Source organism: Spelaeicoccus albus (assembly GCF_013409065.1).
GTDB classification, from domain to species: Bacteria; Actinomycetota; Actinomycetes; order Actinomycetales; family Brevibacteriaceae; genus Spelaeicoccus; species Spelaeicoccus albus.
On sequence record NZ_JACBZP010000001.1, the window covers coordinates 2,919,632 to 2,932,152 of the forward strand.

The window sequence follows — 12,521 nt, forward strand, 5'->3', positions numbered from 1 at the left end:
CCGGTTACAGGTATTGGCCGGTGTTGTTCAGGGTATCGATCGATTTGCCCGTCACGGTGCCTTCCTTGCTCTGGATGATGGTGCGGATGTACACGATCCGCTCACCCTTCTTGCCGGAGATCTTCGCCCAATCGTCCGGGTTCGTCGTATTGGGCAGATCTTCGTGCTCGCGGAACTCGTCGACGCATGCGGCCAACAGGTGATCCACTCGCAGTCCTCGGGTTCCGCTGCCCAGGAAGTCCTTGATGGCAGCCTTCTTGGCCCGGTCGACGATATTTTGGATCATGGCACCGGACGCGAAGTCCTTGAAGTAGAGTATCTCCTTGTCGCCGTTGGCGTAGGTGACCTCGAGGAACTCGTTCGACTCGTCGTCCGCGTACATCCGTTCGACGGTGCGCTGAATCATATTGGCCACGGTCCGAGCGGCATCGCCTCCGTGTTCGGCGAGATCGTCCGGATGCAGCGGAAGGTCGGGCGTCAAGTATTTGCCGAAGATGTCGATCGCCGCATCGGCGTCCGGCCGCTCGATCTTGATCTTCACGTCCAGCCGGCCGGGGCGCAGAATTGCCGGATCGATCATGTCCTCACGGTTCGACGCGCCGATCACTATTACGTTGTCGAGGCGTTCCACTCCATCGATCTCGCTGAGCAGTTGCGGCACGATAGTGGTTTCGACGTCCGACGACACACCCGTGCCGCGGGTACGGAACAGCGAATCCATCTCGTCGAAGAACACCACCACCGGCGACCCTTCCGATGCCTTTTCGCGCGCTCGGGCAAAGATCAGCCGGATATGCCGTTCCGTTTCGCCCACGTACTTGTCGAGAAGTTCCGGGCCCTTGATGTTCAAGAAATAGCTCTTTGCCTCGGTGCGGCGCTCGGACTCCGTTCCGCGCAGTTCGCCGACGCGTTTGGAAAGCGCGTTGGCAACTGCCTTGGCGATCAGTGTTTTGCCGCAGCCGGGCGGGCCGTACAGCAGGATCCCCTTCGGGGCGCGCAAATTGTGCTCGCGGTAAAGATCCGAGTGCAGGAAAGGCAGCTCGACGGCGTCCTGAATCTGCTCGATCTGCGCGTTGAGGCCGCCCACGTCGCGGTACCCGATGTCGGGAACCTCCTCGAGCACGAGGTTTTGCACCTCGGCGCGGGGAATTTTCTCGTATCCGAGGCCCGATCGCGTGTCCACCGTCAACGCGTCGCCCACACGCACCGAGCCGTTCCTCAGTTCGCCCGACAGCGTGACGACGCGCTCATCGTCCGCATGCCCGATCACGAGCGCGCGATCGTCGCCCAAGAACTCCTTGACCGAATAGAGCTCGCCGGTCCGCTCAAAATCGCAGACAGCCACTATGACGAGCGACTCGTTCAACGTCACTTCGCGCCCGACCACAAGATCGTCCGGGTTGATGTCGGCCGACACCGACACGCGCATTTTGCGGCCGGCCTGCAACACGTCGACGAGCACGCTGTCGCCGCCGGTCGTCACGGCAAGCACCGTGCCGAAGCTGTTCGGCGGCTGCGCGAGCTGCTCGGCTTCGGCCTTCAACCGCACGAGTTCTTCGCGGGCGTTCGACAGCGTTTCGACAAGTCGGGTGTTCCGAAGCGATACATCGTGCAAATCGCGACGCAGGCCCATCACCTCGGCGCGAAGCTCTCGATCCGCCGCAGGGTCACGTTCCGGATGTGTGTTCTCGGTCATCACGCCTCCCAGTGCAACGACGGTCCAGTGGAGCTGACCACTACTTACGACTCTAGGTCACATCAGCCGTCGGTATCTCGTAGCACGCGGCGGATCTTCTTATCTGAGACGGGGCGCACGCCCAACGAGTCGTCCGTGAAGTCCTTGCCCTCGGTCCAGGCGGCTTTGTCCTCGTCCGTGGCCTCGGTGCCTTGCGGACGGCGGCGGCGTTTGGGCGGCACCGCGCCGTCGGCCAGCCGACGGGCCGAGATCAAGAAACCGGTATGTCCGATCATCCGATGCTCCGGCCGCACTGCCAAACCGTCCAGGTGCCAGCCGCGAACCATTGATTCCCAGGCGTCCGGCTCCGTAAAGCGTCCATCGGCCCGCAGCGCTTCGGCCGTGCGGGACAGTTGGGTGGCGGTTGCCACGTATCCGATGAGCACTCCGCCCGGCGCCAAGGCATGGGCGACGGCGTCCAGGCATTCCCACGGCGCGAGCATGTCGAGCACGACGCGGTCGATACTGCCGGCCGGTTCGGCGTCGGGAAGCGTCTCGGCCAGGTCGCCGACCGACACGGTCCAAGCCGGATGATCGCAGCCGAAGAACTCGCGTGCATTGCCCTGGGCGATCTGCGCGAACTCTCGTCTGCGTTCGAACGAGTGCAGGTACCCGTCGTCCCCGACTGCCCGGAGCAACGACATGGACAACGCTCCCGAGCCGACACCGGCCTCGACGACGCGGGCCCCCGGGAAAATATCGGCCATCTGGACGACTTGGCCGGCGTCCTTGGGGTAGACCACGGCGGCTCCGCGGGGCATGGACAGCACGTAGTCGGACAGCAGCGGGCGCAGAGCCAGGTACTCGGTGGTGCCGGTGCCGCTGATGACGGACCCCTCGGGTGCCCCGATCAAATCGTCGTGCTCGAAATGGCCGCGATGCGTGTGGAAGGTCTTGCCGGCGACGAGGGTGATGGTGTTCATCCTGCCCTTGGCGTCGGTCAACTGTACGCGGTCGCCGGCGCGGAACGGGCCGCGCCAGCGCTGCGAACCGGTCGGGGCGGCCTGGTCCGACGATTCCGGCCGGCCGGACGGATCGGGCTGCGTCACTGACGCACCTCGCGTTTGTCCTGCCCCCACATCGTGTGGAACGTGCCCTCGGCGTCCTCACGCTGATAGGTGTGGGCGCCGAAGAGGTCGCGCAGACCCTGCGTGAGCGCCGCCGGCAGCCGGTCGCGGCGGAGCGCGTCGTAGTACGCGAGCGAAGCCGAGAACGCAGGCACCGGCACGCCGGACTGAACGGCGGCGGCCACGACACGCCGCCAGGCCGGCGCAGCCTTGGCTATGGCATCGGCGAACTCGGGGGCGAACAAGAGGTTTGCCGGGCGCTGATCACGGTAGGCTCGCCGAATGACGTCGAGCAGATCGGCGCGAATGATGCACCCGCCGCGCCACAACGAGGCGATTTCCGACAGATTGAGATCCCAACCGTATTCGTCGGCGCCGCGCACGATGATGTCGAACCCTTGCGCATAGCTGACGAGTTTCGACGCATAGAGCGCTTGCCGGACGTCGTCGACGAACGACTCGTCCGCTTCGCCGGCCGGTTCGGGCCCGGACAGCACGTTCCTCGCCTCTTCACGCTGGTCGCGCTGCGACGACAGGGCGCGGGCGAACACGGACTCGGCGATGCCGCTGGCCGGTGAGCCGAGGTCAAGCGCCGAGGCGACGGTCCAGCGGCCGGTGCCCTTTTGCCCGGCGCTGTCCACGACGACGTCGATGAACGGTTTGCCCGTCGCGGCATCGCGGTGCGCAAGCACTTCGGCCGTGATTTCGATCAGGAACGACGCCAGGTCGCCGGTGTTCCAGTCGGCGAAGATCCCGGACTGTTCTTCCGGCTCGATACCGGCTACGGACCGCAACAAGTCGTGCGCTTCGCCGATCAGCTGCATATCGGCGTATTCGATGCCGTTGTGCACCATCTTCACGAAATGTCCCGCGCCGTCGGTGCCGATCCAGGCACAGCAAGGGTCGTCGCCGACGTGGGCCGAGATCTTTTCAAGCATGGGGCCCAGCGACCGGTACGACTCGGCCGATCCGCCCGGCATGATGGACGGACCGTTCAAGGCGCCTTCTTCACCGCCGGAGACGCCGATGCCGACGAAATGCAGACCCAGTTCGGACAGCGACGCCTCACGGCGTCGGGTGTCGGTATATTGCGAATTGCCGCCGTCGATGACGATGTCGCCGGCTTCCAGCAGCGGAGTGATCTCGTCGATCACCGCATCGACGGGGTCGCCGGCCTTCACCATGATGAGCACGCGGCGCGGACGCTCCAATGCCGCGACGAACTCCTCGAGCGTTTCGGTCGGCACGAAGTCGCCTTCCGAGCCGTGGTCGGCGACCAGCTGGTCCGTGCGTGCCTTGGTGCGGTTATGCAGGGCGACGGTGTAGCCGTTGCGGGCAAAATTCCGGGCCAGATTGGCCCCCATCACGGCGAGTCCGGTGACGCCTATCTGAGCGGTTGTCATGGTGGCTCCTGTTCGGGTGGGTTGGGAACAGCGTACGGGGTGGAGGTCAGCGATCGACGAGTGCGGCGTAAAGATGCTGCACATCGAGGTAGCCGGTGATCACCGCGTCGTGAACGAAGAAGACATGCGCAGTGCCCGGTTGCTGGGACAGTGCCGAGATGATGTCGGGCGTGGAAATTCCGGCGTGCATGACGAGCCAGTGGTCGATGACGTGGCTGCAGCCGGCAATCGGAGTGTCGGCTCGCACGGGCTCGGCGACGGATCGGACGGCCGCCGCGTTCACGAGCGCCCACGGCTTCGACGTTTCGTCGAACACCACTGCCGTGGCGCTTCCGGCGGCCACTCGCGGCTCGAGCGACAACACATCGGCTACTGTCGCTTCGCTCCGAACTGCCACGGCCGGGGCGACCACCCGCTGCAAGTTGAATTTCTCAACCCGCTCGCGCATTTTCGCGCCCTTCAGTTCGGCGTGCGCCGAGGTGAACAGGAAGTAGCCGATCAAACCGGCCCAGAGCACAGTGAAGACCGACGGGCGCGCGCCGCGGACCATCGACGAGCCGAGGATCACGACCACGGCCAGGATCGCGATGACCTGGCCCGCCCAGGCCGCGACGATCGTTGCCTGGTTCCGGCGTTTGGTGGCACCCCAGACGGCCGCCTCGAGTGCTCGACCGCCGTCCAACGGCAAGCCCGGAAGCAGATTGACGACGCCGAGAGCCAGGTTGGCGAAGGTAATGGCGAACAAGAGGAGCCACGTGACCGAGCCGAGAGCAGTGCCGTGCAGGATGAGCCATCCGGCCAGAGCCAGAAACAGATTCGTGAGCGGCCCGACCACGGAGACGACGAGCGAGCGCACGGCAGGCGAGCCGTCGGTCCGTCCCGAATCCGAGGTGAAGTGCGTGTACCCGCCCCACACGTTCAGCTCGATGCCGATGATGTCGTGGCCGTATACCTTGGCGGCGATTGCGTGGGCAAGCTCGTGCAGAAAAACCGATACAAAGAGCAGCACGGCGTACGAGAATGCCACGACTATCGACAGCGGCATCGGCACGCCGTAGCCGGACACCCACGGCGTGAAGATCACGATGATGATGATTGCCGCAATGAACCATGACCAGGACAGCACTACCGGGGCGCCGAGGATCGTACCGAGTCGAAGCCCGCGGTATTGCTGGGCATCCTCGACCGCAGGCGTTTCTGAACTCGGCATGATTCCAGCATATCGGCGGGCGACGACCACCGGACGGTCGGTGGCGCCAGCTACAGTCGGAACATGGTCGAACTTCGTTCGCTGTCGCCGTCCCGCGCCAACGATTTCATGCAATGCCCGCTGCTGTACCGGTTTCGCGTGGTCGACAAACTCCCGGAACCGCCGAGCCTTGCCGCGTTGAAGGGCAGCCTCGTGCACGCCGTGCTCGAGGACTTGTTCGAGCTGCCGGCCGCCGAGCGCACGCCGTCAGCCGCGCATTCAATGCTGCCGGTAGCCTGGTCGAACTTGCTGGCCAAGGACCCGACGGTTGAGGAACTGTTTTCCGGGCCGGACGAGCGGGCTGCATGGCTCGAGTCCGCCGCCTCCCTGGTCGGCGACTATTTCACCCTGGAATTCCCCGGTGGCGTGCAAACGGAAGACCGCGAGCTGTTCGTCGAGACGCGGCTGGACAACGGCGTCACGCTTCGCGGCTTCATCGACCGCGTGGATGTCGCCCCGACCGGTGAAACTCGGATCGTCGATTACAAGACGGGCAAGGCTCCGCCGCCCGCGTTCGGGGCAAAGGCCGATTTCCAAATGAAGTTCTACGCACTCGTGGTCTATCGGCTGCGCGGCGTGCTGCCGCATACGCTGCAGTTGATGTACCTCGGCAGCCGGGACGTCGTGCGGTACCGCCCCCGGATCGAAGACATGCACGTCACCGAGGGAAAAATCGAAGCCTTGTGGGATGAGATTCGAGCTGCCGCCCGGTCGGGAAATTGGCGCCCGCAGAAGTCCAAGCTGTGCAATTGGTGTCACCACCGGCCCATTTGCCCGGCCTGGGGCGGCACTCCCCCGGACCCGCCCGACGTCACGGTCATCTGATCCCGCGCCGAGTGGTGGCGAATGGCTGCGAAATCGCAGATTTAGCAGCCATTCACCACCACTCGGCGGGCGAGCGTGCGGGCGTGCGGGGGCCGGGTCGGATGGTCGGGTCGGTGACGCTGCGGCCCTTCAGACTTTCGATGATCGGGACGCCGCAAAGATGCGGCGCAGGTCGGCCGGCGTGACGCCGTCGAGCGTCGGCAGCACGGTGCGCGACGGGGCGTCGTCGATCGGCACCATATGCGGTACCGCGACGGTACAAGCTCCCGCGGCCTCGGCTGCGCCGATGCCGGGCTTGGAGTCCTCCAACGCCACGCACTGCTCCGGCCGGACGCCGAGCGCCGCGGCGGCCGTGAGATAGGGCTCGGGGTCGGGCTTGCCGCGAGACACTTCGTCGCCCGGGACGATGGCGCGGAAGCTGCCGTCCGGTAACGATTCGACGACTGCCTCGGCGAAATTGCGGTAGGACATCGTGACGAGAGCGCACGGGATACCCTCGTCGCGCAGAGCCAGCAGCAACTCGTAGGCGCCCGGACGATACGGCACGTGCTCGTGGACCTGCTCGATCACCGAGTCCAGGAGCATATCGACTATCCGTTCCGGCGCGAGGTCGACCCCGCCGCGCTGCCGAATGAGTTCCGCGGATGTCAGTAACGGATTACCGACCAACGACATGGCGTCGTCGTTGTTCCACCGGCCGTGCCCGTACTCGGCCACCATCCGTGATTCTTCCTTGATCCAATACGGTTCGGTATCAACAAGGGTCCCGTCCATGTCCCAGAGGACGGCGGCAAGTTCTTCAGGCATACCTCTATCGTGCCTGCCCGCACTCCGCGCGCGGTGACCGCCCCGTCGTAGGGTAGCCGTATGGAGGATCAAACATCCGGTGCCGACCAGCCGGCGATACCGCTCATCACGGAGACCGGCCGGGCGCATGCGCGTGCCGAGGGCGCCGAACGCGACACGGTCATGATCGTCGCGTTCGAGGGATGGAACGATGCCGGAAACGCCGCAAGCGCGGCGGTGTCGGACTTGTGCGAATACTGGGACGCCGAAGAGATCACGGAGCTCGATTCGGACGTGTTCTACGATTTCCAGTTCACGAGGCCCGTGGTCGGACGCGACGCCGACGGGGTTTCGTCAATCACGTGGCCGGGCACCAGGGTGTTCAAAGCGTCCGTGAAAGGCCAAGACCTCGACGCCGTCATTGTGTTGGGAGTCGAACCGTCATTTCGGTGGCACCGGTTCGTCGACACCATTTTGAGCCACGGCAGCAGCGCGGCAGGAATTATCCTTGTCGGCGCGCTCTTGGCCGACGTGCCGCACAGCCGGCCCATCCCGGTCTCGGTCAGCAGCGAGAACGCCGAATTGCGCGAGACACTCGATATCGAGGTGAACCATTACGAGGGCCCGACCGGCGTCATCGGCATTTTGTCCCATGAGGCATCCGTGCGTGGAATTCCCGCGGTGTCGGTGTGGGCCGCCGTCCCGAGCTATGTGGCGGCGCCGCCGTCACCGAAAGCCCAGCTGGCGATCACGTCCAAGATCGAGGAACTCCTTTCGGTGTCGATTCCGCAAAACGAGCTCATTGAGGATGCGCGCGCCTGGGAACGAGGCGTCAACGAACTGGCTGAAGAGGACGAGGACGTCGCGGCGTACATCCACCAACTCGAACAAGTGCAGGACACCGCGGACTTACCGGAGGCATCCGGCGAGGCGATCGCCCGGGAGTTCGAGAAATACCTGCGCCGCAACCCGCCCGATGGTCCGAAACGGTAGAGCCGCCCAGTATTAGAGCCGGATACCGAGCAACGCATCGACCGCCGTGCACATGGCGGGCCCATCGGCCGGAGTCCCGCCGGTGGACGCGGCCCACCGATCGACCGCGTCGAGCGCAGCCGGCGTGTCAAGATCGTCGGCCAACCGCTCGCGGAGCCGGCTCACAGTGGGCGCGGCAGGCCCGCATGAATGACCGTCGACGGCGTCTTTCCACCGTGCCAGACGTGCTTCGGCGTCCTTCAGCCCTTCGCGAGTGAACGACCAGTCGGTCCGGTAATGGTTGGCCAGGATGAGCAGCCTGATGGCTGCCGGATCGACGCCCTCGGCTCGAAGCGAGGACACCAGGACCAGATTGCCGAGCGATTTGCTCATCTTCTCGCCGTCCAGGCCGACCATTCCGGCATGGACGTAATTGTCCGCGAACGGCCTGTCGGACAGGGCCGTGGCATGCGCGGCGCACATTTCATGGTGCGGGAAGACCAAGTCGGAACCACCGCCTTGCACCGAGACGGTCGGACCCAGATAATGCATGGCTATCGCGGCGCATTCGATATGCCAGCCCGGGCGTCCGGCACCCAGGCGTCCACCGGGCCACGACGGCTCGTCGGGCCGCGCCGTGCGCCAGACGAGTGCATCGAGCGGGTTCTCCTTGCCCTCGCGTTCCGGGTCTCCGCCGCGCTCGGCGAACAATTCGCGCATGTTCGAGGCATCGAGACCGCTGACCGTGCCGAACGGCGGCGTAATTGGCTTATCGACGCGGTAATACACGTCGCCGCCGTCGACCCGATAGGCGAATCCGTCGTCCAACAATTTTTGCACTGCGTCGACGACGAGCGGAATCGATTCAACCGCTCCGATATAGTCCCGCGGCGGAAGCACCCGCAACGCCGCCATATCGGTGCGGAACAGTTCGATCTGCGATTCGGCAAGATCCCGCCAATCGATCCCCGTCTCGTGGGCTCGTTCGAGCAGCGGATCGTCGACGTCGGTGATGTTCTGCACATAGGACACGTCGAATCCCGCGTCGAGCCATACGCGTTGAAGCACGTCGAACGCCACATACGTGGCGGCGTGGCCGAGGTGCGTGGCGTCGTACGGCGTAATGCCGCACACGTACAGCAGTGCATCCGACCCGGCTGCCGGAGAGTGGCGCATCGACCGGGATGACGAGTCGTAAAGCCGAGGAGTTCGCCCCGTGTCGGGCAGCGAGGGCACATCGGGGGCAGGCCATGATTTCATTTCAACCAGCCTACAGCGGAGGCCACGGCAGCGCGTATCTGGAGGTGGGCGGCGCGGGAAAGCATCCCTCGGAGAGGACGCCGGCCAGCCGTGCCCGCGCGGCGTTGATTTCGTCGTCGTCCAGGACGGCGGACAGCTCGCCGGCGAATGCGTCCCACTGGGCGTCCAAGTGCTTCAACGCATCCGACTCGTCCGCACTGAGCGGCAGCCCGGCGAACCCCCAGAGGATCGTTCGGAGTTTTTCGTCGGCGTTGAACGTCAACCCGTGATCGATGCCGATGGTGCGGCCGCCCGGGGCATGGAGTATGTGGCTTCCCTTGCGGTCGGCGTTGTTGGCGATGATGTCGAACAACGCCAATCGTCGCAACCTGTCGTCGACCCGGTGCGCCACGACGAGCGGTGCTCCGTCTTCCGATTCCGCTTGGATGACGGGTTCCCAACCGTCCGGCACGCCGGTCGGTTCGAAAACGTCGACGGACGTCGTCTCGTCGGCTTCCAGCCACAGCTGCAGGCTTCCGGTGCCGGCCGGCAGATCGGTCCGCAGCACGGTCGGCTGCACGAGATCCCAACCGAGTGCGACGTCCAAGCGGTAGGCGGCCCATTCCCGACCGGCCAGGGTCCCCGGCGGGAAATCGGCCAGCGGGCGTTCACCCGAGACGGGCTTGTAAATGGCTTGAACGGTGGGCGGCTGCGGGCCCGACGGCGTCGGTTCGAGCGGCTCGGGCGCGGACACGACGGCCAGCATGGTGGCGTTGGACGAATCGAGCAGACGTCCGAGCACCGTGACGGTTCCGTCGGCAAGCAGTTCAAGCTTTTCCGGGCCGTCCACCCGACTACCTCTTGACGCCGTTGGCACGCGGACAAATATGTCCGCCGGGCTCCAGCGGACGCGAGCAGAACGGGCAGTCCGGTCGTCCGGCGGCGACGACCTCCTTCGACCGGCGTACGAATTCACGCCCTTGGGCGCCGTCCAGTACGACGCGCAGTCGGTCGAGTTCGGAGGTGTCTTCTTCTTCACCTTCTTCGGTCTCGGTGATGGGAAAACACTCGATGACAAGGGTGTTCTCTTCCGTGTCCCAGGCCAGGCTCATCGTGCCTACCTGGAATTCGGCGGTGGCGGGCATGTCCAGTTCCGCGTTGTCGCGATCCGCTTCGCGTGCCGCCGCCGGCACGGGGCTGTCGCCGCCCGCGCGGCGCACGACGACGTCCAGCAATTCATCGATCCGTTCGGCGAGAGCCTGCACTTGCTGCTTTTCCAGCGCGACGCTGTTCACCGTCCGCCCGGATTTGGCCTGCAGGAAGAACTGGCGCTCCCCCGGCATCCCGATGGTTCCGGCGACGAATCGGTCGGGGTGATCGTGTTGGTAGATGATCGGCGGCATATTCCCAGCCTATGCCAGCCGGGCATCGAGCAATGAAGCACCACGACCCCAAAGGTGCACGCCATCCCTGTCGCCGGGCGGGCGTCTACGCTGGACGTATGGCTACAGTTCTCTTGATTCGGCACGCCGAATCAACCGCCAACAAGGCCGGAGAGCTCGCCGGCCGCACGCCGGGAGTCGATCTGACGCCGGACGGCGCCGAGCAGGCGCGCCGTCTCGGCTTGCGTCTTCGGCAGGTGCGTCCGGTGCGCATCGTGCATTCGCCGTTGGACCGGTGCGTGCAAACGCTCCGGAAGATCCGCGAGGCCATGGACGGCGCGCCGATGCCCGACGGCCTACCGGACGACGCCCTCAACGAAGTCGATTACGGCGGCTGGCAGGGCAAGAAGCTCGCCGATCTGGCCGGGCAGCCCGAGTGGAAGACCATCCAGAACACGCCCTCAGCCGTCAGATTCCCGGGCGGCGAATCGATCGCCGAGATGTCGGCGCGCGCCGTCGCGGCGGTTCGCGGGCACGATGCCGAGGTCGAAGCCGACGCCGGCAACGATGCCGTCTGGATGGTCATCGCCCACGGGGACATCATCAAGGCGGTGCTTGCCGACGCCCTCGGCATGCCGCTCGACTTGTTCCAACGCTTGGTGGTCAGCCCGTGCAGTCTTTCGGCGATCCGGTACACCTCCGACCGCCCGTTCCTGTTGGCGCTCGGCGCACATGCCGACCGGCTCGTCCGCCTGCCCGAAGCCGACAAGGCGGCCGAAGGAGTCGTGGGCGGCGGCGACTGACCCAGCCGCGGGAAAGCGACGCGACAGCTACCCGAGCGCCTTGGCCACCAGTTCGGGCATTTTGGCGATATCGCGCATTTTTGCCTCCGGTGTCGCACCGAACGGCGACACGGCAAGCGTCGTGACCCCCGCTTCGGCATAGCGGCGGATCCGCTCGATGACCAGGTCGTCCGGACCGACGAGACTCGTTTGCCGGATCAGTTCCGCCGGGACGGCTGCCGCAGCGTCACGGTGTCGCTTGGCCAAATACAGTTCCTGGACGGCGTCCGCTTCATCGCCGAAGCCGAGCCGGTGGGCCAAGTCGTTGTAGAAGTTCTTGTCCCGGCTGCCCATGCCGCCGATGTACAAGGCGGTGTAGGCACGGATCAGGTCAGTGCATTCGTCGACGTCGTCGCCCAGCGCGACAGGCACCGTCGGTACGATGTCGAACCCGTCAAGACCGTCCGGTCGTCCGGCGCGAATATGCGACAACGAGAGCTCGGCCTGCTCGGGCGCAAAAAAGATGGCAAGCCAGCCGTCGGCGATCTCACCGGTCAATTCCAAATTCTTCGGACCGACGGCGGCAAGATAAATGGGTGGCATGTCGACGTGCGCGGCCGAACGGATCGCCTTTGCCTGCGGGGCGCCCAACGGCAGTTCATGATGCCGGCCGTTGAACTCCAGGGGCTTGCCGGACAGCGCCAGCTTCACGACTTCGACGTATTCGCGCGTGCGGCCGAGCGGCGCTCGGAAGGGCACGCCGTGCCAGCCTTCCGAGACCTGCGGCCCCGACACGCCGAGGCCGAGCCGGAACCGGTTGCCGCTGAGCGCTTGCATTCCGGCCGCCGTCATGGCGGTCATGGCCGGAGTGCGCCCGGGGATCTGGAAGATCGCCGACCCGAGATCGATCGTCGACGTGTGAGCGGCCAACCACGCCAGCGTCGTCGCGGCGTCATAGCCGTACGCTTCGGCGGCCCACACCTGCGAATAGCCGCTCTTTTCACACGTGTGGACGGCAGTCAACGTGGCGGCAGGATCCTGGGGGCCGGTAATACCGAGCATCAGCGCAAGTTTCACAGCA

The 12,521-nt window shown here is 65.4% G+C and carries 12 protein-coding genes; 3 read left to right on the forward strand and 9 right to left on the reverse strand.

Features of this window, described 5'->3' with window-relative positions; translation table 11 throughout:
* Positions 1 to 4: 4 nt before the first annotated feature.
* From arc to BJY26_RS13605, 4 genes are all read right to left on the reverse strand, one after another.
* Positions 5 to 1,696: a proteasome ATPase gene (gene arc, locus BJY26_RS13590; RefSeq protein ID WP_179428770.1), complete on the reverse strand. Its 1,692-nt coding sequence runs from the start codon at positions 1,694 to 1,696 to the stop codon at positions 5 to 7.
* 62 nt (positions 1,697 to 1,758) lie between these two features.
* Entirely contained in the window at positions 1,759 to 2,784 is a 1,026-nt protein-coding gene (locus tag BJY26_RS13595; RefSeq protein ID WP_237249154.1) for a tRNA (adenine-N1)-methyltransferase, read from the reverse strand.
* Positions 2,781 to 4,205 carry an NADP-dependent phosphogluconate dehydrogenase gene (gndA, locus tag BJY26_RS13600; RefSeq protein ID WP_179428772.1) on the reverse strand — a complete coding sequence of 475 codons (1,425 nt, stop codon included), beginning with the start codon at positions 4,203 to 4,205 and terminating at the stop codon, positions 2,781 to 2,783. The genes BJY26_RS13595 and gndA overlap by 4 nt, the downstream gene beginning before the upstream one ends.
* 46 nt (positions 4,206 to 4,251) lie before the next feature.
* Positions 4,252 to 5,415, reverse strand: coding sequence for a site-2 protease family protein (locus tag BJY26_RS13605; RefSeq protein WP_179428773.1), 1,164 nt, complete (start codon positions 5,413 to 5,415; stop codon positions 4,252 to 4,254).
* A gap of 63 nt (positions 5,416 to 5,478) precedes the next feature.
* On the opposite strand from BJY26_RS13605, the gene BJY26_RS13610 reads away from it, so the two are divergent.
* Positions 5,479 to 6,279 carry a RecB family exonuclease gene (locus BJY26_RS13610; protein ID WP_179428774.1) on the forward strand — a complete coding sequence of 267 codons (801 nt, stop codon included), beginning with the start codon at positions 5,479 to 5,481 and terminating at the stop codon, positions 6,277 to 6,279.
* 129 nt (positions 6,280 to 6,408) lie between these two features.
* On the opposite strand, the gene BJY26_RS13615 is transcribed toward BJY26_RS13610, so the two are convergent.
* Positions 6,409 to 7,086 carry an HAD family hydrolase gene (locus BJY26_RS13615; RefSeq protein WP_179428775.1) on the reverse strand — a complete coding sequence of 226 codons (678 nt, stop codon included), beginning with the start codon at positions 7,084 to 7,086 and terminating at the stop codon, positions 6,409 to 6,411.
* A 60-nt stretch (positions 7,087 to 7,146) separates the two neighbouring features.
* On the opposite strand from BJY26_RS13615, the gene BJY26_RS13620 reads away from it, so the two are divergent.
* Positions 7,147 to 8,058 (forward strand): PAC2 family protein, encoded by a 912-nt coding sequence (locus BJY26_RS13620; RefSeq protein WP_179428776.1) that lies wholly within the window; start codon positions 7,147 to 7,149, stop codon positions 8,056 to 8,058.
* Between the two features lie 12 nt (positions 8,059 to 8,070).
* On the opposite strand, the gene mshC is transcribed toward BJY26_RS13620, so the two are convergent.
* The 3 genes from mshC to BJY26_RS13635 are packed head-to-tail and all read right to left on the reverse strand — an operon-like array spanning position 8,071 to position 10,679.
* Positions 8,071 to 9,297: a cysteine--1-D-myo-inosityl 2-amino-2-deoxy-alpha-D-glucopyranoside ligase gene (gene mshC / locus BJY26_RS13625; RefSeq protein ID WP_179428777.1), complete on the reverse strand. Its 1,227-nt coding sequence runs from the start codon at positions 9,295 to 9,297 to the stop codon at positions 8,071 to 8,073.
* Between the two features lie 10 nt (positions 9,298 to 9,307).
* Positions 9,308 to 10,126, reverse strand: a complete 819-nt coding sequence (locus tag BJY26_RS13630; RefSeq protein ID WP_179428778.1) for an SCO1664 family protein — start codon at positions 10,124 to 10,126, stop codon at positions 9,308 to 9,310.
* Positions 10,127 to 10,130: 4 nt separating this feature from the next.
* Complete coding sequence (locus BJY26_RS13635; RefSeq protein ID WP_179428779.1) at positions 10,131 to 10,679, reverse strand: DUF3090 domain-containing protein; 549 nt, start codon at positions 10,677 to 10,679, stop codon at positions 10,131 to 10,133.
* A 98-nt stretch (positions 10,680 to 10,777) separates the two neighbouring features.
* Here BJY26_RS13635 and BJY26_RS13640 point away from each other — a divergent pair, with 98 nt between their 5' ends.
* Positions 10,778 to 11,461, forward strand: coding sequence for an MSMEG_4193 family putative phosphomutase (locus BJY26_RS13640; protein ID WP_179428780.1), 684 nt, complete (start codon positions 10,778 to 10,780; stop codon positions 11,459 to 11,461).
* Between the two features lie 27 nt (positions 11,462 to 11,488).
* Here BJY26_RS13640 and BJY26_RS13645 read toward each other — a convergent pair whose 3' ends face one another.
* The gene (locus BJY26_RS13645) at positions 11,489 to 12,517 is read right to left on the reverse strand and encodes an LLM class F420-dependent oxidoreductase (protein ID WP_237249153.1); all 1,029 of its coding nucleotides are present in this window, start codon (positions 12,515 to 12,517) and stop codon (positions 11,489 to 11,491) included.
* Between the last annotated feature and the right edge of the window lie 4 nt (positions 12,518 to 12,521).